This window comes from Silicimonas algicola (genome assembly GCF_003970735.1).
GTDB classification, from domain to species: Bacteria; Pseudomonadota; Alphaproteobacteria; order Rhodobacterales; family Rhodobacteraceae; genus Silicimonas; species Silicimonas algicola.
Genome location: NZ_CP034588.1, coordinates 3,796,696 through 3,820,359, shown reverse-complemented (window position 1 = coordinate 3,820,359; position 23,664 = coordinate 3,796,696). Strand labels below are relative to the sequence as shown.

The following is a 23,664-nucleotide window of genomic DNA, read 5'->3' as shown; positions in this document are numbered from 1 at the left end:
GTGGCCATACTCCTCTCACTGCTCGTCGCCCTCGGGGGGTGCGGCTTCGCGCCCGAGGTGACCGACCGGAACGCGAACGTGCTTGTCATCGGCGACTCGATCCTCGCCTGGAACCGGGGCGATGGCACGTCGGTCGCCGATGTCATCGAAAAGCGGATCGGGGCGCCCGTCCTCGACGCTTCGGTGCCCGGTGCTACCATGCGCGCCTCGGGCGTCCGCGCGGCGGTCGGCCTGTCCATCCCCGGTCAGATCCGCGCGGGCGACTTCGGTACGATCGTCCTGAACGGCGGCGCGAACGACCTGCGCAACACCTGTGGCTGCTCTGGCTGCGACGCGGTGCTGGACCGGCTGTCGTTGCAGGACTACCCCGCGCTGATCGCCCGTCTCGCTAATGCGCGCGTCGTCATCGTGGGCTACTACGGTCCCGTACGGGGCGGCGGCGGAAGCTTCTCGAGCTGCTCGGACGAGCTGGCCGAGCTCGGTCGCCGGCTGTCCCGTCTCGCCTCGTCGAACCCGCGTGTCACCTTCGTGCCGACGCGCGAGGCCATCGACGGCAACCCGGCCTTCTACGACAGCGACCGTGTGCATCCGACGCCCGCCGGATCCGAGGTGATCGGAGGCCTCGTCGCGCGGGCCTTGGTTGCAAATGACGGGGCCTCTCGCTAGGGGAAGCGGGACGGGAAGCGAGGGTCCGGCATGGACGATCTGAGACAGAAATATCTGGGCCGCATTGCCGAGGCAGGGACCGAGGCGGCGCTCGAGGAGCTGCGCCTCGCGGCCGTCGGAAAGAAGGGCGAAGTCAGCCTCGCCATGCGTGAACTGGGCCGCATGACGCCCGAAGAGCGGCAGGTCGAAGGCCCGCGCCTGAATGCGCTGAAGGACGAGATCAATTCGGCGCTCGCGGCGAAAAAGGCGGCGCTCGAGGATGCGGCGCTGGACGAGCGCCTGCGCGCCGAGTGGCTGGACGTCACGCTGCCGGGTCGCCCGCGTCCGCAGGGCACGATCCATCCCGTCAGCCAAGTGACCGAGGAGGTCACCGCCATCCTCGCCGACATGGGCTTCGCAGTGGCCGAGGGCCCGCAGATCGAGGACGACTGGTATAACTTCGACGCGCTGAACATCCCGTCGCACCACCCGGCGCGGACCGAAATGGACACCTTCTACATGGCGGGCAAGGACGGCGACAACCGCCCGCCCCACGTGCTGCGCACCCACACCTCGCCCGTCCAGATCCGCTCGATGCAGCAGCACGGCGCGCCGCTGCGCATCATATGCCCGGGCCGCGTCTACCGCGCCGACTACGACCAGACCCACACGCCGATGTTCCATCAGGTCGAGGGTCTGGCCATCGACCGCGACATCTCGATGGCGAACCTGAAGTGGGTGCTGGAGGAGTTCTTCTCGGCCTTCTTCGGCACCAAGGTGAAGACCCGCTTCCGCGCCTCGCACTTTCCCTTCACCGAGCCATCGGCCGAGGTAGACATCCAGTGCTCCTGGGAAGGCGGCACGGTCCGCGTCGGTGAGGGCGACGGCTGGCTCGAGGTGCTGGGGTCGGGAATGGTGCATCCCAAGGTGCTGCAGGCAGGTGGAATCGACCCGGCGGTCTGGCAGGGCTTCGCCTTCGGCATGGGCATCGACCGTATGGCGATGCTGAAGTACGGGATTCCGGATCTGCGGGCGTTCTTCGACTCGGATCTGCGGTGGCTGAGGCACTACGGGTTCAGCGCGCTGCAGGTGCCGACGCTGCATGGGGGGCTTTGATGGCAAATTATCTGAAGGTCGTTCGCATTCTGGGGTTTTTGCTGCTTGGTTATTCAATCGTGACAATTGCATTGGCCGTCTTCGGAGGCATGTCTGAAGGCATTGGATTTTCTGAGAGTCTTCGAACCGTAGTATTGAACGATATGTTCACCCTTGAAGGCGTGGCCGCGTATTCGTTCTACACCTTTGTCTTAGGCTTCGCGTTTATTTGGACGGCGAATATTGTCGGCAATCTTTTAAATAATGCGAGCTCAAAGAAATGAAATTCACTCTCTCGTGGCTCCACGAGCACCTCGCCACACCCGCCTCCGTGGACGAGATCGCCGAGACCCTCACCGACCTCGGGCTGGAGGTGGAAGGCATCGAGAACCCTGCCGACAGGCTCAAGAGCTTCACCCTCGGCAAGGTCCTGAAGGCCGAGCAGCACCCGGATGCCGACCGTCTCCGCGTCTGCGTGGTCGCCACCGACGAGGGCGAGAAGCAGATCATTTGCGGCGCGCCGAACGCGCGCGAGGGGATCACAGTCGTCGTCTGCAAGCCCGGCGACTATGTCCCCGGCATCGACGTGACGCTGTCTGTCGGCAAGATCCGGGGCATCGAGAGCCACGGGATGATGGCCTCGGAGCGCGAGCTGGAACTGTCCGACGAGCACGACGGCATCATCGAGCTGCCCTCGGGCGAGGTCGGCGAGAGTTTCGTGGACTGGCTGGCGAAGAACCGGCCCGAGGCGGTGGACCCGGTGATCGAGATCGCCATCACTCCGAACCGCCCCGACGCGCTCGGCGTCGAGGGGATCGCCCGTGATCTCGCCGCGCGTGGGATAGGGACGAAGATCGACCGCGGGATCGAGCCGGTGCAGGGCAGCTTCCCCAGCCCCATCGGCGTGACCATCGACGCCGACACGCTGGATGGCGCCCCCTATTTCGCGGGCCGCGTGATCCGGGGCGTGAAGAACGGGCCTTCGCCCGAGTGGCTGCAGAAGCGTCTGCGCGCCATCGGCCTGCGCCCCATCTCGGCGCTCGTCGACATCACCAACTTCTTCACCTATGACCGCAACCGCCCGCTGCACGTCTTCGACGCCGACAAGGTTCGGGGAAACCTCCGCGTCCACCGCGCCAAGGGTGGCGAGACGCTGCTTGCGCTGGACGAGAAGACCTACAGCTTCGAGCCGGGGATGATCGTCATTTCCGATGACCGCGCGCCCGAAAGCATCGCGGGCGTCATGGGCGGCGAGGAGTCGGGCGTGACCGAAGAGACGGTGAACGTATTCCTCGAAAGCGCCTACTGGGATCCCGTCACCATCGCCAACACGGGCCGCGCGCTGAAGATCAACTCGGACGCGCGTTACCGTTTCGAACGAGGCGTCGACCCGGCCTTCACCCGTCCGGGGCTGGACGCCGCGACAAGGATGATCCTCGAGTTGTGCGGCGGAGAGGCCTCCGATGTGGTCGAGGCTGGTGCAGTGCCCGATACGACACGGTCCTACCGTTTGGACACCGCACGGTGTTCCTCGCTCGTCGGCATGGACATCCCCGAGGCAGAACAGCGCGCGACGCTGAAACGGCTGGGGTTCACGCTCGACGGCGACATGGCGACGCCGCCCTCGTGGAGGCCGGACGTGCAGGGCGAGGCGGACCTCGTGGAGGAGGTGGCCCGCATCGCGTCGCTCACCAACCTCCAGCCGACGCCGATGCCGCGCATGACAGCCGGCGTACCGAAGCCGATCCTGACGCCGATGCAGAAGCGCGAGCAGGTGGCGCGGCGGCTGACGGCGGCGCTTGGCTACAACGAGTGCGTGACCTACAGCTTCATCGACGAGACGGCGGCAGCCCTTTTCGGCGGAGCGGAAGGCAGGCGGGTCGCCAACCCGATCTCGTCCGAGATGACGCACATGCGACCCTCGCTTCTGCCAGGCCTGTTGCGGGCGGCGGCGCGAAACCAGGCGCGCGGCTTCCAGGACCTGGCGCTCTTTGAAGTCGGCGCGATCTTCCACGGCGGTGAACCGGGCGAGCAGGAGATGCTGCTGACCGGCATCCGCGTGGGTGCGACGGGGCCCAAGGAGGTCCACGGGACACGCCGCCCGGTCGACGTCTACGACGCCAAGGCCGACGCCGAGGCGGTGCTGTCGGCGCTCGGCGCGCCCGCGCGCGTCCAGTATCCGCGTGGCGCCAAGGGCTGGTGGCATCCCGGGCGGTCGTCGCGCATCACTCTCGGCCCCAAGATCGTACTCGCGGCCTTCGGTGAATTGCACCCGAAGGTCCTGCGTGCGCTCGACGTGAAGGGTCCGGTAGTGGGCTTCAGCGTCCATATCGCCGCGATCCCCGAGCCGAAGAACACCAGTGCCTCGCGTGGGGCCCTCGCGATCAGCGACCTGCAGGCGGTGGAGCGGGACTTCGCCTTCGTCCTCGACGCGGGTGTGGAGGCGATCGACGTCGTGAACGCGGCCCTGGGCGCGGACAAGGCGCTGATCGACGAGGTGCGCGTCTTCGACGAGTTCGTGGGCGGCAGCCTCGGCGTTGGAAAGAAGTCGCTCGCCATCGCCGTGCGTTTGCAGCCGCGAGAGGCGACGCTAACCGAGGACCAGATCGAGGCCGTGGGCCGTACCATCGTCGAGAAGGTGGGCAAGGCGACGGGCGGCGTCCTGCGAGGGTAAGTGCAGGCGAAAGAGCTAAGGTCGGCGCTCTGACGCGCCGGTCCAAACATTCCCATTGCAACAGTACCGTATGAGGCTAAAGGATTGTTCGCGCAAACAATGTGTGAACAGCCGTGGCGAAGCATTGGCGTCCCGTCTGAAACACTCAGCAAGAGGGATAACATGATAAACGAATTCAAGGATTTCATCGCCAAGGGCAATGTCATGGACATGGCCGTCGGCATCATTATCGGTGCGGCCTTCACGGCCATCGTCACGTCTCTGGTGGATGACTTGATCAACCCGATCATCGGGCTTTTCACCGGCGGAGTCGACTTCAGCAACCTGTTCTGGGTCATGGGCGGCGGCGAGTATGCCAGCCTCGCGCAGGCGCGCGACGCAGGGGCGACGGTCTTTGCCTACGGCTCGTTCTTCACGGCCGTAATCAACTTCCTCATCATCGCATGGGTCGTGTTCATGCTGGTGAAGATGGTGAACCGCGTGAAGGCATCGGCGGTCCGGCCCGACGACGTCGCGCCCGAAGTCGATACCGGCCCCTCGGAGAAGGACCTTCTGATCGACATCCGGGACGCGCTTCGCCTACGCGCCTGACATATCTGCAGAACGGCGAAAGGCCCGCCAGTTCGGCGGGCCTTTTCACATTCGGATGGCCTGTTCCGCGGGGACGGACTCGAGGCCGAGGGCTCTGCCGACAGCGGCATAGGTGAGGGTCCCGGCGTGAACGTTCAGTCCGGCGCGCAGGTGCGGGTCCTCGGAACAGGCGACGCGCCATCCCTTGTCGGCGAGCGCCAGAAGGAAGGGCATCGTCGCGTTCGTCAGCGCGATGGTCGAGGTCCGCGCGACGGCACCCGGCATGTTCGCCACGCAATAATGCATTATCCCGTCGACTTCATAGATCGGGTTCTCGTGGGTGGTGGCTTTCGAGGTCTCGAAGCACCCGCCTTGGTCGATGGCCACGTCGACGACGGCTGCCCCGCGCTTCATCGTCGAAAGGTCTGCGCGACTGACGATCTTGGGTGCGGCGGCGCCGGGGATCAGCACGGCGCCAATCACCATGTCCGCCGTGGCGATCAGTTCGGCTGTTGCCGCGGCACTGGCGAAGCGATTACGGAAGTCGCGCGAGAAGACGTCGTCGAGGTAGCGCAGGCGCGTCAGCGAGCGGTCGAGCACCGTGACGTTCGCGCCCATTCCGGCCGCCACACGGGCGGCGTTGGTGCCGACGACACCGCCGCCGATCACTACGACCTCGGCCGGCCCGACGCCCGGCACGCCACCAAGAAGGACGCCGCGTCCGCCGTTGGCTTTCTGAAGAGTCCATGCGCCGACCTGGGGCGCAAGTCGACCCGCAACCTCGGACATGGGTGCCAGAAGCGGCAGGCCGCCACCCGCGTCAGTTACCGTCTCATAGGCGATGCAGGTCGCGCCGGAAGCCAGGAGGTCGCGCGTCTGGTCCGGATCGGGAGCGAGGTGGAGGTAGGTGAACAGAACCTGGCCCTCGCGAAGCATCGCACGCTCGACCGCCTGCGGTTCCTTCACCTTCACGATCATGTCGGCCTCGGCGAAGATTTGCGCCGCACCGGTGGCAATGTTTGCACCCTGCGCGACGTAATCGGCGTCTTCGAAGCCCGCGCCCAGGCCAGCCCCGGTCTCGATCAGGACGGCGTGACCGTGACGCACAGCCTCGCCGGCGGTCGAGGGGGTCATGCCCACCCGGAACTCCTGCGGCTTGATCTCTTTCGGGCAACCGATCTTCATTTCGCACTCCTTGTGTTGCGTGGAGTATCGGCGGAATCGGATGCAAGCTGTGTCTTTTCTGAAGCTGCCAAAGTCGCTATCACGAAAGAACCTTCGGATGGTTCAGGGAATTGACGGAGATTCTTGCGTGTTGATTGAACTGGACGCGACAGATGCCCGCATCCTCGCAACGCTTCAAAAACGAGGCCGCATCAGCAATGCGGAACTCTCCGAGACGGTGAACCTGTCCGCTTCTGCGTGCCATAGGCGGGTACAGCGACTGGAAGAAGCAGGTGTCATTCTGGGCTATGTCGCCTTGCTCGATCCTAAAAGGCTCGAACGCTCGACGGTGGTCTTCGTCGAGATCACGCTGTCTGGCCAGACGGACGAAGTGCTTGACGCCTTCGAACGCGAAGTACGGCTGATCCCCGACGTCCTTGAATGTCACCTCATGGCGGGGACGGCCGACTATCTTCTGAAAGTGGTGGCGGCCGATACCGAAGACTTCGCCCGCATCCACCGCAAGAAGCTCGCACGGTTGCCCGGCGTCGCGCAGATGCACTCGTCCTTTTCGCTCCGCACCGTGCGGCATACCACGGCGCTGCCAGTCTAGGAGTCAGGCGGTTTCGACAACCTCGAAGTCGTGTGTGACGGTTGCGGTCTTCTCGAGCATCATCGTGGCCGAGCAATACTTCTCGACCGACAGGTCGATGGCGCGCTTCACGCGCTCTTCGGACAAGCCCCGCCCCTTGACGACGAAGTGCATGTGGATCCGCGTAAAGACCTTGGGAGGCTCGGGCGCACGGTCGGCGTCGAGTTCGACGATGACATCCTCGATCTGCTGGCGGCCCTTCTTCAGGATTTCGACCACGTCCCAGGCCGAGCAGCTTCCCGCGCCTAAAAGCACCAGTTCCATCGCGGAGGGACCGGGCTTCGGTGCGTTGCCGTCCGCAGTTCCGATCACGATCGAATGGCCGCTTTCGGTCTGGCCTGTGAAGGTCTTGTTGCCGAGCCAGGTGATCGTGGACTTCATGCGCGCTCTCCGCTGTGACGGAGGTGACTTACGTCCACTGTCACGGGCAGGCAAGGGCGCGCCGGTGTCTCTGTCGAAGCGGGGGGCGCTGGAAACAACAAACCCCCGGGCAGGGCCACGGGGGTCGTCGTTCGGTGGTTCGGTCCAGGACCATGCCACCCAGGTGTTCAGAAGCCTAGAGAAGGCCCTCGCGCTGCGCCTTCTTGCGCGCAAGCTTGCGGGCGCGGCGGATGGCCTCGGCCTTCTCGCGCGCTTTCTTCTCGGAGGGCTTCTCGAAATGTTGCCGAAGCTTCATCTCACGGAATACGCCCTCACGCTGCAGCTTTTTCTTCAGGGCACGAAGCGCCTGATCGACGTTGTTGTCGCGAACACTGACCTGCATGTGGTTGTCACCACCTTTCTAAGTTAGAGTTGCACAGAATTTGCAGGAAGTGGCCCTATAGCAGGGGCGCGCTAGCTTGTAAACTGCATGCATTCCCGGAGGTTTCCATGACCAAGACCCTTCCGACGGATCCCCGTCTTGAAGCGCTTCTCGACGCCGCACTCGACCACGTCCCGTTCGACGGCTGGTCGCCCGCGACTTTCCGCGCGGCCACAAGCGAGGCCGGAATGACAGAAGCGGAAGCGAAGGCGCTGGCGCCGCGTGGCGCGATCGACCTCGCCGTCGCCCTGCATCGGAGGGGCGACCGTGCTATGGTCGAGAAGATGGCGTCGGTCGGCAGTGTCGACATGCGCTATCGCGACCGCGTGTCCGCCGCCCTGCATTACCGGGTCGAGGCCTTGCCGGACCGCGAAGTGGCTCGAAAGTCGTCTGCGTTGTTTTCGCTTCCGACACACGCGGCAGAGGGCGCGAAATTGATCTGGGAGACGTCGGACGCGATCTGGACTGCGCTTGGCGACACGTCGCGCGACGGAAACTGGTATTCCAAGCGCGCAACCTTGTCGGCGGTCTGGGGGTCGGTGGTCCTGTACTGGCTCGGCGATGACAGCATCGGACACGAGCGGACGAAGGAGTTCATCGACCGCCGCATCGACAACGTGATGTCTGTCGAGGAGATAAAGGGCCGGCTGCGGAAGAACCCGCTGACGAAGCCGCTGATGGAGATCCAGGCGGCGATCATGGGGCGGGTCAAGGCGCCCTCCCGCGCCGACCGTTCGAATCTGCCTGGTCGCTGGTCGCCGGACACCTGATGCGTGCGGTTCAGATCGTCCGTCCAGGCGGACCGGAGGTTCTCGTGCCATGCGAGCGTCCAATGCCCGAGCCGAACGTGGGCGAGGTGCGCCTGCGCATCGCCTGGGCCGGGGTAAACCGCCCCGACGCGCTTCACCGGGCAGGTAACTATGCCCCGCCGCCGGGGGCTTCCGATCTGCCGGGCCTTGAGGCTTCGGGGATGATCGATGCGGTCGGGCCGGGCGTGACCGAGTGGAGAAAGGGAGACGAGGTCTGCGCGCTTCTGCCGGGCGGAGGATACGCCGAATACGCCGTCACGCCCGCTGCGCACTGCCTCCCCATCCCCAAGGGAATGGGGCTAGATCAGGCGGCCTGCCTACCCGAGACCTACTTCACCGTCTGGACGAACGTTTTCGAACGCGGTGGCCTGACGGCGGGAGAGACCTTCCTCGTCCACGGCGGGACGTCGGGTATCGGCACGACGGCGATCCAGTTGGCGCGGCGTTTCGGGGCGCGCGTTTTCGCCACTGCGGGAACGGATGAGAAGTGCGGGACTTGCATGGACCTCGGGGCCGAGCGGGCGATCAACTACCGCACCGAGGACTTCGTCGAGGTGATGAAGGCGGAAGGTGGCGCGGACCTTATCCTCGACATGGTCGGAGGAAGCTACATCCCACGGGACATCGCGGCGCTGAAGGTCGACGGGCGTCTTGTCTTCATCGCCTTTCTCGGCGGACCAAAGGCCGAGGTCAATTTTCAGGACGTCATGGTGCGCCGCATCTCGATCACCGGATCGACCCTGCGGCCCCAGTCCGTCGCGGCCAAGGCGCGCATCGCCGACGCTTTGAGGCGGGACGTCTGGCCGCTTCTCGATTCGGGCGCAGTCGCGCCGGTCATGGATCGCGCCTTCGCGCTCGAGGATGCCGCAGAGGCGCACCGTGCGCTGGAGGCCGATCACGTCGGCAAGATCGTTCTGAGGGTCGCCGGCTAGCGGATCGGGTCGAGACGCGCGTCCTGCATCGTGCAGTCGCGGATCACGTCGCTGCCGCAGACGCGGGGTTCCAAGTCCTTCGTCAGACAGATCCGCGCCTCCTGGATGCGGCCTGACGTGCAGGTGATCGTGATCGCGTCGGGGACGAGGTTCGGATTCGCTTCGACGAAGGCATCCTCGACGACCGAGGCAGGCAGGCGGACGGAACGGTCGAGGCGCGCGAAGATCGCGGGTCTCTCGATCCGGTCATAGGCGTCCCGTGCGAGGCCGTAGAAGGCGTCCGCGGACAATCCCGAACAGCGGCCGTGCTTGTTCCACTGATGCCAGGCGTTCCCTGACGATCCGAAGAGGTCTTCCTCGGCTGCCGTATCGGCGCGGGTCGGGTTGCGTGCATCGGTGCGGCAGTAGCTGGGCCAACCGTCTTCGTATTGCGGCCAGAGACCGTGCAGGATCCAGCCTGCGTCCTTCTTCGGATCGCACTGTGCGGCATTCCGCGCGTCACCTTCCAGCGCACACCAGGTCGGCGACCAGGACAGCGACATAACGTAATAGTCGAAGTCTCCCGCCGCTTCTCCGTCGGCCTGCGCCGTTCCCGCTGCAAGAAGCAGTGCCAGGAGTGACCGCATTTCCCTCTTCCCTCCGAAGCCTTGCGCGATTATATAGCCGCCAATTCCCCGAAATTCGAGGAGTGGGTCTACCGGCCCAGCCTGTTTCAGGCACCGGGAGAGATTTGTCAGGAGACGACGCGATGAACAAACCGATCATGGCAAAGGCCACTGCCGTCTGGCTGGTCGACAACACCACGCTGAGCTTCAAGCAGATCGCCGAATTCTGCGGACTGCACGAGCTCGAGGTTCAGGGCATTGCCGACGGCGACGTCGCGACCGGCGTGAAGGGCTTCGATCCCATTACCAACAACCAGCTCACGCAGGACGAGATCGATACCGCCGAGAAGGACCCGTCGCGCAGCCTGAAGCTGAAGTTCAACCCGGCCGCCGTTGGCGAGGAGAAGCGCCGCGGTCCGCGCTATACGCCTTTGTCCAAAAGGCAGGACCGTCCGGCTTCGATCCTCTGGCTGGTGAAGTTTCACCCCGAGTTGACGGATGGCCAGATCTCGAAGCTTGTCGGCACGACGAAGCCCACGATCCAGTCGATCCGCGAGCGCACGCACTGGAACATCGGGAACATTCAGCCGATCGACCCCGTCGCTCTGGGCCTCTGCAAGCAGTCCGAACTGGATGCGGTCGTTCAGAAAGCTGCGTCGAAGCGGGTAAAGGACGGCGAGGTGATGACGGACGAGGAGCGCCGCAAGCTGGTGTCGACCGAGCAGTCGCTTGGCGGCGATACCGAGCCGCGCATTCCGACCGCGATTTCGGGTCTGGAGACGTTTACCCTGACCCAGCACGACGACGACGACGTGGATCGGCGTGTTCCGGACAAGGACACGTTCTTCAATCTTCCCGACGCCTCGGACGACGACGACGAAGAGGAGTGAGGGATTGCCTGCAGGTCAGGCATTCGGCGACTTCGATAAGTGGGGCGCGTCGGTCTGACGCGCCCCGTCGTTTTTTGCGGAACAACTTCCGTGCGGGTCCGTTGGCCAAGTGAACACAAGCCGAAGCGCCATAATTTCCCGACCCACGGCTCCGACAGGATCGGCTCGCGTTACTAGATGACTGACGTATTCGACACGACCGACGACAGCGACACCCCAGGATCGACGTTTCCCTCCGCCGATCCTGGGGTGTGCGCCATCTTCGTCGACTTCGACGGCACACTCGTCGAGATAGCGGATCGTCCGGAGGCCGTAAGCGTTTCGGATGCGCTGCCGGGGCTGCTGTCGGACTTGGTCGATGTGGCGAATGGCGCGGTGTGCATCGTCAGCGGTCGGAGCGTAGAGGTCATCCTGTCGTTCCTGCCGAGCTTCGCTGGCGACATCGTCGGGTGCCATGGCGGAGAAACCCGGATCTGCGGCGTCGCGTCGGAGCACAGGCTTTCGGGTTCGGAAGAGGTCAAACTGCTTTTCGAGGACTGCTCTGCCTTCGCCGAGGAAAGGCCGGGTGTCCAGGCCGAGGCGAAACCGACGGGCGCGGTCCTGCATTACCGGCGCGCGTCCGAGGCGGTGGCGCAAGAGGTCAAAGACTATGCCGCGGAGCTGGAGCGGCGCCACGGGGCCTTCGAGCTTCACCCGGCCAAGATGGCGCTTGAGTTTCGGCCGCCGGATGTCGGGAAGGAAAAGGCGGTGGAGCGTCTGATGCGCGCGGCGCCCTATGCGGGAAGGATGCCGGTCTATTTCGGCGACGACACGACGGACGAGCCTGCGCTGTCTTGGGTGAGGGCGCGTGGCGGTCTTTCGGTCAAGGTCGGGACCGGGGAGACGGGAGCGGAGTTCAGAGCTGAATCGCCGCAGGATGTGACGCGGTTTCTCAAGAGGATGACCCAAAAGGAGTGATGGAATGGGACGGCTGGTGGTGGTGTCGAACAGAATTCCCGGAGACGGCGCGCCGTCGGGCGGGCTGGTCGTAGCCCTGCATGACACGCTGTCCAAACGGGGTGGTGTCTGGATCGGAAGCAGTGGCGAGACGCATGATGTGCCGTCCACGAGCCTCCGTGAAGTTGGATCGACGCCCTATCGGCGACTGGCCTACGACCTGAGCCACGAGGATCACGAGGAATTCTATCTCGGATATTCGAATTCCGTGCTCTGGCCCCTCTTTCACTACAAGCCGGATTTGATCGACCTTCATGACGGGTACTTCGACCGCTACGCCGAGGTGAACCGACGTGTCGCGAAGATGGTTGCCGATGTGCTGGAACCCGACGATCTTCTTTGGATCCACGACTATCACTTCCTTCCCCTGGCGCAGGAGCTTCGGGCTCTTGGAGTCACGAACCGGATCGGCTTCTTCCTCCACATTCCTTTTCCGAATGCGCAGAACCTTCCGGCGCTGCCTGAGGCGCGCGAGGTGCCGCATTGGTTGGCCGCCTGCGATCTGGTGGGCCTTCAGACAAAGCGCGACGTGGCGGCGTGCCGGGAGTCTCTGCGGGTCTCGGAGCAGGTCGAATTTCTGGGGGAAAGCACGATCCGCTGCGGCGGGCGGACCTTCACCCTGGCGCATTTCCCAATCGGTATCGACGCCAAGGGGTTCGCCGAACTGGCGCGTACGGCGCCCGCACCGACGATGGCTGTCGCGGCCAACACTAAGATCGTGCTTGGCGTCGACCGGCTTGATTACTCCAAGGGGCTGGTTCACCGCTTCCAGGGTTTCGGGGCTTTCCTGGAACACCGTCAGCCGGGATCCATGCGCGCGACGCTGCTTCAGATCGCACCGCCGTCACGGTCGGACGTCGAGGCCTATGCCGACCTTCGCGAGCAGCTCGACATGATTTCCGGGTCGATCAACGGCGCTCACGCCGAGCTGGACTGGACGCCGATCCGGTACATCCGCCGTCCCGTCGATCGGGATGCACTCGCTGCGATCTACCGGAGGTCGGCGGCCGCCTTGGTGACGCCGCTTGCGGACGGAATGAACCTCGTGGCGAAGGAATATGTTGCCGCGCAGGATCCCGAGGATCCGGGCGTGCTGATCCTGTCGCATTTCGCGGGCGCGGTGGAACAGCTGGAGGAGGCCATCGTGGTCAATCCATACGACGCCACGAACATGGCCGAGGGGATCGAGCAGGCCCTGACGATGCCTTTGGACGAGCGGCAGCGCCGGCACGCGAGCCTGTGGCGCAACGTGTGCGAAGAGGACGTCGAATGGTGGACGCGGCGCTTCCTCGACCGGCTTGAGCAGGACGCGCAGGTCGAGGCGGCCTGAGGTTCAGACCGCCTTACGGGCCTTGAGTGCGGCACCGATAGTGCCGTCGTCGAGGTAGTCGAGCTCTCCCCCGACGGGCACTCCCTGCGCAAGCGACGTGACTGCGATCCGACCTTCAAGCTGCTCGGCGATGTAGTGGGCCGTCGTCTGCCCGTCGACGGTGGCATTCAGCGCCAGGATGACCTCCGAGACGTTCTCGGCTGCGATGCGGTCGAGAAGCTTGGGGATGCGCAATTCCTCTGGCCCCACGGCGTCGAGGGCCGAGAGGGCGCCGCCGAGGACGTGGTAGCGCCCTTTGAAGACCGATGCGCGCTCCATCGCCCAGAGGTCGGCCACATCCTCGACCACGCAAAGCTCGCCGTTGGCGCGCTTGTCGCTTTCGCAGATCGCGCAAAGGCTGGCGGTGCCGATGTTGCCGCAGTTGAGGCATTCGCGGACGGTCTGGCCGACGCGCGTCAACTGGTCGGCCAGGGGCATCAGGAGGAGGGCGCGCTTCTTTATGAGGTGCAGGACAGCCCGGCGGGCCGAGCGGGGACCGAGGCCAGGTAGCTTGGCCATCATCTCGATGAGGGTTTCGAGGTCCGTCTTGCCGTTCACTCCGCTTCTCCGGGAAGCGGCTCGCGGGTCAACGTGTAGCCTGCGCCGCGGAGGAGTTCGATCATGCCCGTCTCGCCCGGAAGGTGCCCCGCGCCGATGGCGACGACGACGCCGCCCTCGTCCAGTTCGGGCAGAAGCGTCTGGAGGAATCGCTGGTTGCGTTCGAGCAGGAGATAGTCGTCGGTGAGTGTCAGTGCCTCAGCCCCCGTGTCACCCAGAACCTCGTTGATGTAGGCGCTATCGGCCACAGTCATCAGGCCGAGACGGCCTTCGAGGTAGATCGCGAAGGCGGTCTTGCGCTCGTCGTTCGAGGTCACGGGGCGCAGATAGCTGCCGTAGACGGCGGTGATGGCATTCGCGATCTCGGGCCGTTCGTCGAGATCGTCGAGGAAGGCGGTCTGCGCCTCGAGGCCAAGGATCCGGGCTCCGGCGATCCGGCCCTGGACCTGGATGTAATCGTCCTGGATCGGAAGGACGCCGGTCGAGAAGTCCTCGCAGGGATCGGACAGGAGCATCTCGGCGATACCGCCGGGGGACAGAACGAGGTCCATGTCCTCGGTCCAGCCGAGTTCGATGCCGCGCTCGCGGATCCAACCGTCGATCTCTTCGGGCACGCCCGCGATGGTCCCGAGGGAGCCTGTCGCCTCGAACGGGTCGCCGCCTTCGAGGAAGCGGGACGGGTAGTACTGGGCGTCGCGGTAGGACTGCCGGGTCGGATGGATGAAGTCGACCTCGACCGCGACGACGCGGGCCGCGTCGATGGCGTCCTGAAGCGGCTGCGGCAGGTCCAGGATCAATCGGTCCGAGGCGTGGAACGTGCCCCAGAGGTGCGACACGGCACCGGAGGGCGCCTCGATCCTCCAAAAGCGGCCGGTCCCGTTCGGGATCTCTGCCGCGGCCTCCTCGAGCGCAGCGCGGCCGGGAGGGCTGAAGGCCTCGTCGACGATCTCGGGCACGTCGACGGTGCAGACTTCGACCGTCGCCCAGTCCTGCGCGAGGGCTGGTCCCGAGAGGAACGCCAGGACCGCGAGGACGGCGCCGCGCGTCATCTCAGAAGGGCATCTTCATGTCGGCGGGCAGGCCCATGCTTTCGGCCATGGCGCGCATTTCCTTTTCGTGCCGCTCGGAGGCCTTGGACTGCGCGTCCTTGATGGCGGCGAGGATCAGGTCCTCGACCACTTCCTTTTCCGTAGGATTGAAGATCGAGGGGTCGATATCCAGCGCCGTCAGTTCGCCCTTGGCTGTGGCGGTCGCCTTGACGAGACCGGCCCCGCTTTCGCCGACGACGGTGATCGCGTCGAGCTGCGCCTGGAGCGCGTCCATCTTGGACTTCATCTCCTGCGCGGCCTTCATCATCTTGCCCATGTCGGCAATTCCGCCAAGTCCCTTGAACATGCGTCTCTCCCTCGTGTTCAGGTGTCGGGTTACAGATACGAAGCCGGTCCGGCAGCGGCAAGGGACGGCTTTCAGAACCTCGGGCGGCAATCCGCCGTCAGTCTTCCTCGAACGGATCCCATTCGTCCTCGACTTCGGGCAGCGCGGTTTCGGCGGTCTCGTTGGCGATCTCGGCTGCCGTCCTGAGCGCGCCGATGGACGCGCCGGGGAACGCCTTCAGGATTGCAGCGACGGTCGGGTCGTCCGAGGCGCTGGCCTTCAGGGCGTCGGTCTCGGCGTCCCGCGCTTCCGAGATCGTGGGCGCTCCGCCGGAGTTGGCGACGGTCACGGTCCACCTGACGCCGGTCCATGACTGGAGGCGCTGGCCGAGGCGCTGTGCCAGGTCGCGGGGCGTGCGGTCGGTCGGCTCGAACTCGATGCGGCCGGGCTGGTAGGAGACGAGGCGGATGCCGTCCTCGACCTCGACCACGAGCTTCATGTCGCGGTTGGCACGGATCAGCTCGACCACGCGGCCGAAGGTGGGGAAGCGCGACAGGGCGCTTTCAGGAGCCTGCGCCAGCGCGGCCTGGGGACCGCCGCCGCGCGGTCCCGTGGTGGCCATCTCGGCCGCGCGGGACGCAACGGCCTGAGCGCCCTCGCTGCGGATGGACGGCTGCCCGCCACCTCCTCCGCCGGGACCGGATGGGGGCGGGACGGGCGTGTCCTTGAGCTTTGCCACCAGTTCGCCGGGGGTCGGCATGTCGGCAACGTGGGTCATGCGGATGACGGCCATCTCGGCGGCCATCATGGAATTGGGCGCGTGGCCGACCTCGTCCAGCGCCTTCAGGCCCATCTGCCACATCCGGCTGAGGACGGGCATCGGCAGCCGGTCGGCCATCGCGCGACCGCGGGCGCGTTCGTCGGGGCCGACGGTCGGGTCGTCGGCGGCATCGGGAGTGATGCGGATGACGCTGATCCAGTGCGTGATCTCGGCGATGTCGCGGAGGATGGCGAGGGGATCGGCGCCGTCGGCATATTGCGCAGAGATCTCGGACAGCGCACCGGCGGCGTCGCCGGTCACGATCATTTCGAAGAGGTCCATGACCCGACCACGGTCGGCGAGGCCCAGCATGGCGCGCACCTGGTCGGCTGTCGTCTCGCCCGCGCCGTGGCTGATGGCCTGGTCGAGAAGCGATGTCGCGTCGCGGGCCGAGCCTTCGGCTGCGCGGGTGATGAGGGCAAGCGCGTCGTCGGCTATGCTGGCGTTCTCGGCCGACGCGATCTTCTTCAGGAGCGCGATCATCACCTCGGGCTCGATCCGGCGCAGGTCGAAGCGCTGGCAGCGCGACAAGACGGTGACGGGCACCTTTCGAATCTCGGTCGTGGCGAAGATGAACTTCACGTGGGCGGGCGGTTCCTCGAGCGTCTTCAGAAGCGCGTTGAACGCGCTCGTCGACAGCATGTGAACCTCGTCGATGATATAGATCTTGTAGCGCGCGCTGGCGGCCCGGTAGTGGACGCTGTCGATGATCTCGCGGATGTCGCCCACGCCTGTTCGGCTGGCTGCGTCCATTTCGAGGACGTCGACGTGGCGGCCCTGGCTGATGGCGATGCAGTGCTCGCAGACGCCGCAAGGTGCGGTCGTGGGGCCGCCCGTGCCGTCGGGGCCGACGCAGTTCATGCCCTTGGCGATGATCCGCGCCGTGGTCGTCTTACCCGTGCCCCGGATGCCTGTCATGATGAAGGCCTGCGCGATCCGGTCAGCCGCGAAGGCGTTCTTCAGGGTGCGCACCATCGCGTCCTGGCCCACCAGGTCGGCGAAGGTCTCGGGCCGGTATTTCCGGGCCAGGACCTGGTAGGTCTTCTCGGTGGTGTCGCTCATCGCCTCGGCCGGATTCGGAACTTGCGGAGGTTAGACCGGCAGGGGTCGAGCGTCCACCGTCCGAGGCCCGCACCTTACTCGGTGAGCATCGCGTATAGCTCGTCTTTCAGCGAAGCGCGACGCTTCCGCAAGCTGACCTCGGACAGCGCGTCGAGCGGCTCGATGTTGGTCTCGGCGCGGTGCACGGCGCGGTTGATGGCGTGGTATTCGTCGTAGAGCCGCGAGAAATGGGTGTCGGCGCCCTTGAGAGTATGGATGCGGTCTGCGTGCGAGGGGAATTCTTCGGCGAGTTCGTGGGGGACGTGGGTCATGGGGGGCTCCTGTGTCGTCTCGCTGGTACTTTATGGAGCGTGAGGCGGAGCGCCTTGACCGGTGTCAAAGCGAGGCCGAAGCGGTTAGGCTTCGTGGCATGTACGAGATCAGCCAGATCGCACTTGGCCCGGGGTGGCTGGGCATCGCGCCCATGCCGGGGCGGACAGGGCGCTACGAGGCCGACCTGGGCGTCATCCTGCGGTGGCCGGCGAGCCTGGTTCTGACGATGACGCCGCTTGCGGAGCTCGAGCGGTCGGGGGCGGGAAGACTGGAGGCAGACCTGCGCGCGGCGGGTGTCGCGTGGCGGCAGGTTGCCATACCGGACTTCGGCGCACCGGGGACGGAGGCCGAGGCGCTGTGGGGCGAGGCATCGGGTTTCGCACGCGAAACCCTCTCTGGAGGAGGCCGGGTGCTGGCGCATTGCCACGGCGGGTGCGGGCGGTCGGGGACGGCCCTTCTGCGCCTGATGGTGGAGGCGGGAGAGGACGCTGGCGAGGCGCTGGCGCGGTTGCGCGCGGTGAGGCCCTGCGCCGTCGAGACCGAGGCGCAGTGGGCCTGGGCGAGCCGTGCGACGCCGGACCGGACAGGCGGATGACGATGGCGGGCGAGCCGTCGGACGGACGCCGCATGGCGCTGACCGCGGGCCTTGCGGCCTGGGTTCTGGCCTTTGTCTACTCGTTTGTCGCCGGGGTGGAGGAGGGCGCGGGCTTTCGAATTTTCGCCGGTTGGCAGGCCATTGCGGGGGTGGTTGCCGTGGCGGTCTTCGGGCTTGGTCGGGCCTGGCCGAAGGCATCCGCAGTGCGGCGCATGTCGGGCTTCCCGCTAGGCGTGGCGGCCTTGCAGGCGCTGGTGCTTGCGGGCCTGGCATGGCTTTGAGGGGGTAAGGTGAGAGGCTGGACAACGACCCAAGCGGGGCTCGTTACGGCTGCTTCCTTCCGGACCTGACCGGGTTGGCGAGGCGCTCGCCCGCGCCAACCTCTCGAGGCCGGATATAGGGGGCGGGGCGGGGATTCGCAAGGTATGCGAGGCGTCGGCGTTCGGTCGGCACAGCGTATGGCAGGGCCGCTCGGTGGGATCAGGAGTTTTTCATCTCGCATGGGCAGGTTGCCCGGATGACCGGAACGACAGCACAGAAGACCTTCAGGCAGACCCAGACCGCCCGCATGGCGCGGCGGCGGCTGTCGCGGCACCTAGAGGGGCTGGAGAGCGACCAGGGACTCTGGGCCCGCGTGCAGACCGTCGCGCCCGAGGCCTGGGCGACGCTGGAGGAGGACATCTGGTGCGACGAGCCGAAGGTGAAGATCACGCTGCGGATCGATGCCTCGGTCGCCAAGTTCTATCGGGCGATGGGACCGGGATACCAGGCACGGATGAACCGCGTGCTGGCGAGCTTTGCGCTGATGCGGATCGGCGAGGTCGAGAGAGAGGCGCGGTCGCTGCGCGAGCTTCTCGACTCCTATGGCCCCGAGGTGTCGGACCGTCTGCGGCAGGCGTGGAGCGAGGTGCCCGACGTCTTCAAGGAGGCGCTTGGGGTGGAGGCGGAGTTCTGGGACCGCTGGCTTTCGACGTGAGGCGCGCGGCGAGAGGGCCGCGCGCCCCGGGGACGAGAGGTCAGTTCAGCGTTTCGAACATGGGCGGGAAGGGCTCGCCGGACCTTTCGGTCCAGAAGCCGCCGCCGAGGCTCATGGTGCCGACTTCGGTGTCGAGGCTGCCGCCGACGCCGCCCGCGAGGTTCTGGGCATCGTCGCCGTAGAAGGCGCCCTTCATGTCCATCGTGCCGGTGGCATCGCCATAGAGCGACATCGCGGCGTCGATCCGGCTGCCCGAAACCTGGCCTTCGATCGAGCCGAAGAGGTTGCCGCCGGTCTCTTGTTCAAGGTCGTCGTTGTAGGCGTCGAAGCCGCCCTGGGTGATGCCGTTGACGCTGCTGTCGGCGAAATCGACCGAGAGGCTCATCATGCCACTCGCGTTGATGCCGGTGGTCTGGCTGCCGCCATAGGCATTCCATCCGCCGTAATAGGAGACGGTGTCGGTCGGCAGCGCCGCTGCGGCGGTTTCGAGGCCGAAGTAGCCATCCCGGTCAACCTCCTCTTCGCCACCCAATTCGATGGAGGCGGCATCGGTGCCGTAGTAGTCCATGTAGGCGTACTGCGCCGCGTCGTTGAACAGGTAGAGATATCCCTGATAACCGTCGTAGCTGCCGCCGTCGTAGCCATCGAACACGATCTCGGGGCCGCCGTCGATCGAGACGTAGACGATCGGATCAAGACCCGTGTCGTCCATGCGCACGCGGACCTCCTTCACCGACCCGTCTTCGCCGCCGACGAAGCCGGTCAGGCCTTCGGCGGTGAGCGCCTCGTAAGTGACAATTTCGCCGTCGGTGTAGACCGGGTTGTATTTCGAGCCGATGGCGGACGGGCCGGTGCCGCCGCCACATGCGGTGAGAACGGGGAGTACCGAGAACGCGACGATAATTGATTTCAGTTTCATGTGTAGCCTCCAACTGTTGTGCCGGCAGGCGTTAACCATGCTGGTGACGATGGGATGGAGGATTTGCGGCCTATTTCGGGCGACAATGCTTTTTGTTCGGAAGGAATTGTTGCGGGAGACCGTATCGGCGCGGCGCGGCGGACACGGGTCTCGGGTCAATGCGTGGGACAGGGACGACGGGTGGCCCCGTCTTCCCGGCTTTGTTGAGGGGACGGGGTGAAACCCTGCGCTAGAGGGTGAGGCGGTAGAGCGCGAAGCCGTCGGCGCCGTCTCCTGCCGGGGCGATGTCGATGCCCTGGAGGCTGTCGATGTAGTCCGCCGCCTTGGGTCCGGTCTCGAAGAGGGCGGTGGCGCCGCCAAGGGGGGTGAAGCTCCAGTTGAAGTCGGCCTTGGGCTGGATCTCTCCTTCTTCCACGATGTAGCGGACGATGACGTCGCGGTTGGTGTCGGGTGCTTCGAAGACGATGGTCGAGCCGTCGGCGCCGGGGAAGGCGCCGCCTCCGCTGGCGCGGTAGTTGTTGGTGGCGACGATGAACTCCATGTCCTCGGTCACGGGCTTGCCGTCGTACCGAAGGTTTACGATCCGGTTGGCGTCCGGGTTGATGAGCTCTCCCGACGAATCGAACTTCGAGGGCTGCGAGAGGTCGATCTGGTAGGTGACTCCGTCGATGACGTCGAAGTTGTAGGAGGGGAAGTCCGGGTTCAGCAGCGTCTGCTCGTCACCGTCCTTCTCGATCTGGTTGAACATGCCGGCCGAGCGTTCGAGCCAGTCCTTGACCTGCGCGCCGTTGATCCTGACCGCGCGCACGGTATTGGGGTAGAGGTAGAGGTCGGCCACGTTCTTGATCGCCACGTCGCCTGCGGGCACGTCGGTATAGTAGTCCGGGCCGCCTCGGCCGCCGGCCTTGAAGGGAGCGGCGGCGGAGAGGATGGGGAGGCCCTCGTGCTCGGTCCCCATTATCATCTCCTCGATGTACCACGCCTGAGCCAGCGAAACGATCTGGACCGAGGGGTCGTCCGCCACCAGAGCGAAATAGCTGTGGAGCGGGGCTGCGGTCTTGCCGACCGGGCGGCGGATGTAGTCGAGCGTAGCCTCGTGATCGGCCTGGGTCGCGTCCAGCACCTCCTTCTCGCTGTCGACGAGGGGCGTGATCGAGCGGTCTTCGTTGCGCTGCGAGATGGGGCGCGTCTCGACGGCGGTGTTGACGACACGCCACTCGCCACCGTCGCGTTCGAGCATCAGGTCGATGACGCCCAGGTGGCTGCCCCAGAAGCCGCCCATGGTGGCGGGCTTGCCGTGAATCATGCCGGTCGCGGCGTCGACGGCGGCATAGCCCTCGTAGTCGGGCGAGGGGAAGACGAGGTGGCTGTGGCCGGTCAGAAGCGCGTCGATGCCGTCGACCTGGGCGAGCGGAACGGAGGCGTTCTCCATCATGTCGGTGCGCTCGGCCGCGCCGATGCCGGAGTGCGAGAGGGCGATGACGATGTCGGCGCCCTCCTCGCGCATCTGTGGCACCCAGGCTTCGGCGGCGGCGACGATGTCGCGGGTCGTGACGTTGCCTTCGAGGTGCTTGCGGTCCCAGAGCATGATCTGGGGCGGAACGAAGCCGATGAGGCCGATGCGGATGGGGTGCGTCTCGCCCGCGCCGTCGGTCAACTCGCGATCGAGGATGACGTATGGTTTGACGAGGGTGGCGTCCTTCGTGGGGTCGGCGCCTTCTTCGGTGACGACGTTGGCGCTGATGACGGGGAAGGCGGCTCCCGCGACGGTGTTCATCAGGAAGTCGAGCCCGTAGTTGAACTCGTGGTTGCCGAGCGTCGAGGCGTCGAAGCCCACGGTGTTCATGGCGGCGATGACGGGGTGCATGTCGCCGGGCTTCATGCCGCGCTCGTAGGCGATGTAGTCGCCCATGGGATTGCCCTGGAGGAAGTCGCCGTTGTCGAGGAGGAGCGCGTTCGTTGCTTCGGCGCGGATGTCGGCGATGTGGGCGGCGGTGCGGGCGAGGCCCACGGTGTCGACGGGCTTGTCGGCGTAGTAGTCGTAGGGCCAGACGTGGACGTGGAGGTCGGTCGTTTCCATGATTCTCAGGTGGGCCTGGCCGGCCTGAGCGCGCGCCGAGAAGGGATGCAGGACCACGAGGCCCGCTCCTGCGGTGGAGGCGAGGAAGGTGCGGCGGCTCATGGCCGGAAGGGTGTGGCGCGGCATGGTGGGGCTCCCTGTGATCTGTCCCTCCATGGAACACGAGTCGGGTGACGCGCCCAAGACAAACCTGATGCCTGGCGCTGCCTGCGCGGCGGTTTGCCAAAGGCCGCGCCGCGTGGCATCGAAGGCGCAAGCGGACAGGGGCAGGCATGAAACTGGCAGAATCGGTGACCTTCGGCGGGTCGGGGCTGGACCGCGCGGCAGAGCTGCGGTCGCAGCCCGAGGCGTTGGCCGGGCTGCGCGCCGGGGCATGCGTGTTGCCGATCTGGCGCGGCAAGCCCCTGCTGGACGCCGAGAGCCGGGCGCCGGTCTTTCTTGCCGCCGACCATGCCGTCTTCGCACACGAGGGGCCGGAGGTGTTCCTGGGGCGCGACGAGGGCGCGGCGCGTTTTGCCTGCGATATCTCGGCCTGGGAGCCCCAGGGCGACACCGACAGCGTGGGGCAGTTTACCGATCCGAGCGAGCAGAGGCATCCCGAGTTGCCGTCGGGACAGGTCTTCGGTGAGCTTAGGGGCAGCATGGTGCGGCTGACTCCGCGCGCGGCCGAGATGGCGGCGACGGCGAAGGCGATCCTGGAGTGGCATCGGTCGCACCGCTTCTGCGCGCGCTGCGGGGGCGAAAGCGTGGTGTCGCAGGCGGGGTGGCAGCGCGATTGCCCGGCCTGCGGGGGGCATCATTTTCCGCGCACCGATCCAGTGGTCATCATGCTGATCACCGAGGGCAATTCCGTCCTCATGGGGCGCTCGCACGTCTGGCCCGAGGGGATGTATTCGCTGCTGGCGGGCTTCGTCGAGCCGGGCGAGTGCATCGAGGCGGCGGTGCGCCGCGAGGTCTTCGAGGAGTCGGGCGTGCGCGTCGGGCGGGTCGATTACCTCGCCTCGCAGCCCTGGCCCTTTCCCAACTCGCTGATGTTCGGCTGCCACGGGCACGCGACGAGCCGCGACATCACCGTCGATCCGGCCGAGATCGAGGATGCCCAGTGGGTCACGCGCGAGGCGATGGTCGAGGCGCTCGCCGGCAACGATCCCCGATTGAAGCCGGCCCGTCCCGGCTCGATCGCGCGCTTCCTGATCGAGAACTGGCTTGCCGACACTCTGGACTGAAGGCACACCGACCTCATGAAGCTGTCCGCCCGCGAAGACATCGAAGCCCCGCTCGAAAGGGTTTACGAGGCCGTCACCGACTTCGACGGGTTCGAGAAGCAGATGCTGCGCCGGGGGATCGACGTGACCCGCGACGACACGCTGCCCTCGCACGAGCCGGGTGCGCGCTGGCAGGCGCGTTTCACCTGGCGCGGGCGGCCGCACGACATGAGCGCCGAGCTGGTCTCGATCGACAGCGGTCAGGGCTACGCCATCGAGAGCCGGTCGGGGGGCGTGATCTGCCTTGGCGTCGTCGATCTGGTGGCGCTGTCAAAGGCGCGCACGCGGCTGTTCGTGTCGCTGGACGTGCGGCCGACGACATTTTCCGCGCGCCTTCTGGTGCAGTCTCTGAAGCTGGCCAAGGGGTCGATCGACCGCCGCTTCAAGGCGCGGGTCAGCGAGCTGGCGCAAAGCATGACCTGACCGGAGACGCCCCGTCCGCCCGATACGGCGGACGGCAGGGTTTCTCTGGCGCTCGAAGTCGCGTTTCGCTATGGTTC

Annotated in this window: 27 protein-coding genes and 1 other RNA gene; 16 read left to right on the top strand and 12 right to left on the bottom strand. The window is 65.9% G+C overall.

Annotation, left to right across the window (positions count from 1 at the left end; all coding sequences use genetic code 11):
* The 5 genes from EF888_RS18880 to mscL all read left to right on the top strand — a co-directional run bounded on the left by EF888_RS18880 (position 1) and on the right by mscL (position 5,005).
* Positions 1 to 666, top strand: coding sequence for an SGNH/GDSL hydrolase family protein (locus EF888_RS18880; protein WP_164721755.1), 666 nt, complete (start codon positions 1 to 3; stop codon positions 664 to 666).
* A 30-nt stretch (positions 667 to 696) separates the two neighbouring features.
* On the top strand, positions 697 to 1,761 hold the full coding sequence (gene pheS, locus EF888_RS18875) for a phenylalanine--tRNA ligase subunit alpha (protein ID WP_109760884.1): 1,065 nt from the start codon (positions 697 to 699) through the stop codon (positions 1,759 to 1,761).
* Positions 1,761 to 2,024 (top strand): hypothetical protein, encoded by a 264-nt coding sequence (locus EF888_RS18870; RefSeq protein ID WP_109760885.1) that lies wholly within the window; start codon positions 1,761 to 1,763, stop codon positions 2,022 to 2,024. Before pheS ends, EF888_RS18870 begins: the two co-directional genes overlap by 1 nt.
* Complete coding sequence (gene pheT / locus EF888_RS18865) at positions 2,021 to 4,414, top strand: phenylalanine--tRNA ligase subunit beta (RefSeq protein ID WP_109760886.1); 2,394 nt, start codon at positions 2,021 to 2,023, stop codon at positions 4,412 to 4,414. Before EF888_RS18870 ends, pheT begins: the two co-directional genes overlap by 4 nt.
* A 162-nt stretch (positions 4,415 to 4,576) precedes the next feature.
* Positions 4,577 to 5,005, top strand: coding sequence for a large conductance mechanosensitive channel protein MscL (mscL, locus tag EF888_RS18860; protein ID WP_109760887.1), 429 nt, complete (start codon positions 4,577 to 4,579; stop codon positions 5,003 to 5,005).
* Between the two features lie 45 nt (positions 5,006 to 5,050).
* Here mscL and ald read toward each other — a convergent pair whose 3' ends face one another.
* Positions 5,051 to 6,169: an alanine dehydrogenase gene (gene ald, locus EF888_RS18855; protein WP_109760888.1), complete on the bottom strand. Its 1,119-nt coding sequence runs from the start codon at positions 6,167 to 6,169 to the stop codon at positions 5,051 to 5,053.
* Between the two features lie 133 nt (positions 6,170 to 6,302).
* Between ald and EF888_RS18850 the strand changes: the two genes are divergently transcribed.
* The gene (locus EF888_RS18850; RefSeq protein ID WP_109760946.1) at positions 6,303 to 6,761 is read left to right on the top strand and encodes an Lrp/AsnC family transcriptional regulator; all 459 of its coding nucleotides are present in this window, start codon (positions 6,303 to 6,305) and stop codon (positions 6,759 to 6,761) included.
* Positions 6,762 to 6,764: 3 nt separating this feature from the next.
* Here the strand turns inward: EF888_RS18850 and EF888_RS18845 are convergent, their stop codons facing one another.
* The gene (locus EF888_RS18845; protein WP_109760889.1) at positions 6,765 to 7,181 is read right to left on the bottom strand and encodes an OsmC family protein; all 417 of its coding nucleotides are present in this window, start codon (positions 7,179 to 7,181) and stop codon (positions 6,765 to 6,767) included.
* Between the two features lie 175 nt (positions 7,182 to 7,356).
* The gene (rpsU, locus tag EF888_RS18840) at positions 7,357 to 7,563 is read right to left on the bottom strand and encodes a 30S ribosomal protein S21 (protein WP_007818122.1); all 207 of its coding nucleotides are present in this window, start codon (positions 7,561 to 7,563) and stop codon (positions 7,357 to 7,359) included.
* A 107-nt stretch (positions 7,564 to 7,670) separates the two neighbouring features.
* Here rpsU and EF888_RS18835 point away from each other — a divergent pair, with 107 nt between their 5' ends.
* Positions 7,671 to 8,372: a COQ9 family protein gene (locus tag EF888_RS18835; RefSeq protein ID WP_109760890.1), complete on the top strand. Its 702-nt coding sequence runs from the start codon at positions 7,671 to 7,673 to the stop codon at positions 8,370 to 8,372.
* On the top strand, positions 8,372 to 9,343 hold the full coding sequence (locus EF888_RS18830) for an NAD(P)H-quinone oxidoreductase (RefSeq protein ID WP_109760891.1): 972 nt from the start codon (positions 8,372 to 8,374) through the stop codon (positions 9,341 to 9,343). Before EF888_RS18835 ends, EF888_RS18830 begins: the two co-directional genes overlap by 1 nt.
* On the opposite strand, the gene EF888_RS18825 is transcribed toward EF888_RS18830, so the two are convergent.
* Positions 9,340 to 9,969: a ribonuclease T2 family protein gene (locus tag EF888_RS18825; RefSeq protein ID WP_109760892.1), complete on the bottom strand. Its 630-nt coding sequence runs from the start codon at positions 9,967 to 9,969 to the stop codon at positions 9,340 to 9,342. The two genes, EF888_RS18830 and EF888_RS18825, sit on opposite strands and share 4 nt — an antisense overlap.
* 122 nt (positions 9,970 to 10,091) lie before the next feature.
* Here EF888_RS18825 and EF888_RS18820 point away from each other — a divergent pair, with 122 nt between their 5' ends.
* From EF888_RS18820 to EF888_RS18810, 3 genes are all read left to right on the top strand, one after another.
* Positions 10,092 to 10,838, top strand: coding sequence for a DUF1013 domain-containing protein (locus tag EF888_RS18820; RefSeq protein ID WP_109760893.1), 747 nt, complete (start codon positions 10,092 to 10,094; stop codon positions 10,836 to 10,838).
* Between the two features lie 177 nt (positions 10,839 to 11,015).
* On the top strand, positions 11,016 to 11,795 hold the full coding sequence (otsB, locus tag EF888_RS18815) for a trehalose-phosphatase (RefSeq protein WP_109760894.1): 780 nt from the start codon (positions 11,016 to 11,018) through the stop codon (positions 11,793 to 11,795).
* Positions 11,796 to 11,799: 4 nt separating this feature from the next.
* Positions 11,800 to 13,164, top strand: coding sequence for an alpha,alpha-trehalose-phosphate synthase (UDP-forming) (locus EF888_RS18810; RefSeq protein WP_109760895.1), 1,365 nt, complete (start codon positions 11,800 to 11,802; stop codon positions 13,162 to 13,164).
* Positions 13,165 to 13,167: 3 nt separating this feature from the next.
* Here the strand turns inward: EF888_RS18810 and recR are convergent, their stop codons facing one another.
* The 5 genes from recR to EF888_RS18785 all read right to left on the bottom strand — a co-directional run bounded on the left by recR (position 13,168) and on the right by EF888_RS18785 (position 17,328).
* On the bottom strand, positions 13,168 to 13,725 hold the full coding sequence (gene recR, locus EF888_RS18805; RefSeq protein ID WP_420902680.1) for a recombination mediator RecR: 558 nt from the start codon (positions 13,723 to 13,725) through the stop codon (positions 13,168 to 13,170).
* Positions 13,726 to 13,757: 32 nt separating this feature from the next.
* Positions 13,758 to 14,810 carry a TraB/GumN family protein gene (locus EF888_RS18800; RefSeq protein ID WP_109760897.1) on the bottom strand — a complete coding sequence of 351 codons (1,053 nt, stop codon included), beginning with the start codon at positions 14,808 to 14,810 and terminating at the stop codon, positions 13,758 to 13,760.
* A 1-nt stretch (position 14,811) separates the two neighbouring features.
* A complete protein-coding gene (locus EF888_RS18795) occupies positions 14,812 to 15,156 on the bottom strand; it encodes a YbaB/EbfC family nucleoid-associated protein (RefSeq protein ID WP_109760898.1) in 345 nt (114 codons plus the stop codon).
* 97 nt (positions 15,157 to 15,253) lie between these two features.
* Positions 15,254 to 17,017: a DNA polymerase III subunit gamma/tau gene (locus tag EF888_RS18790; protein ID WP_109760899.1), complete on the bottom strand. Its 1,764-nt coding sequence runs from the start codon at positions 17,015 to 17,017 to the stop codon at positions 15,254 to 15,256.
* A 74-nt stretch (positions 17,018 to 17,091) separates the two neighbouring features.
* Positions 17,092 to 17,328 carry an HP1242/YdcH family protein gene (locus tag EF888_RS18785; RefSeq protein ID WP_109760900.1) on the bottom strand — a complete coding sequence of 79 codons (237 nt, stop codon included), beginning with the start codon at positions 17,326 to 17,328 and terminating at the stop codon, positions 17,092 to 17,094.
* Between the two features lie 98 nt (positions 17,329 to 17,426).
* Between EF888_RS18785 and EF888_RS18780 the strand changes: the two genes are divergently transcribed.
* Together EF888_RS18780 and EF888_RS18775 are read left to right on the top strand one after the other, a co-directional pair.
* A complete protein-coding gene (locus EF888_RS18780) occupies positions 17,427 to 17,924 on the top strand; it encodes a protein-tyrosine phosphatase family protein (RefSeq protein WP_109760901.1) in 498 nt (165 codons plus the stop codon).
* Entirely contained in the window at positions 17,921 to 18,205 is a 285-nt protein-coding gene (locus EF888_RS18775) for a hypothetical protein (protein WP_109760902.1), read from the top strand. Before EF888_RS18780 ends, EF888_RS18775 begins: the two co-directional genes overlap by 4 nt.
* Positions 18,206 to 18,213: 8 nt before the next feature.
* Here the strand turns inward: EF888_RS18775 and ffs are convergent.
* Positions 18,214 to 18,310: signal recognition particle sRNA small type (ffs, locus tag EF888_RS18770), an RNA gene on the bottom strand.
* Positions 18,311 to 18,441: 131 nt separating this feature from the next.
* On the opposite strand from ffs, the gene EF888_RS18765 reads away from it, so the two are divergent.
* Positions 18,442 to 18,900: a BrnA antitoxin family protein gene (locus EF888_RS18765; RefSeq protein WP_109760903.1), complete on the top strand. Its 459-nt coding sequence runs from the start codon at positions 18,442 to 18,444 to the stop codon at positions 18,898 to 18,900.
* A 40-nt stretch (positions 18,901 to 18,940) separates the two neighbouring features.
* On the opposite strand, the gene EF888_RS18760 is transcribed toward EF888_RS18765, so the two are convergent.
* On the bottom strand, positions 18,941 to 19,819 hold the full coding sequence (locus tag EF888_RS18760) for a transferrin-binding protein-like solute binding protein (RefSeq protein ID WP_109760904.1): 879 nt from the start codon (positions 19,817 to 19,819) through the stop codon (positions 18,941 to 18,943).
* A gap of 229 nt (positions 19,820 to 20,048) precedes the next feature.
* Positions 20,049 to 22,025 carry a bifunctional 2',3'-cyclic-nucleotide 2'-phosphodiesterase/3'-nucleotidase gene (locus tag EF888_RS18755; protein WP_420902644.1) on the bottom strand — a complete coding sequence of 659 codons (1,977 nt, stop codon included), beginning with the start codon at positions 22,023 to 22,025 and terminating at the stop codon, positions 20,049 to 20,051.
* A gap of 146 nt (positions 22,026 to 22,171) precedes the next feature.
* Between EF888_RS18755 and nudC the strand changes: the two genes are divergently transcribed.
* Both nudC and EF888_RS18745 read left to right on the top strand, forming a co-directional pair.
* On the top strand, positions 22,172 to 23,125 hold the full coding sequence (nudC, locus tag EF888_RS18750; RefSeq protein ID WP_109760905.1) for an NAD(+) diphosphatase: 954 nt from the start codon (positions 22,172 to 22,174) through the stop codon (positions 23,123 to 23,125).
* 15 nt (positions 23,126 to 23,140) lie between these two features.
* Positions 23,141 to 23,587, top strand: coding sequence for an SRPBCC family protein (locus EF888_RS18745; protein WP_109760906.1), 447 nt, complete (start codon positions 23,141 to 23,143; stop codon positions 23,585 to 23,587).
* Positions 23,588 to 23,664: the final 77 nt, after the last annotated feature.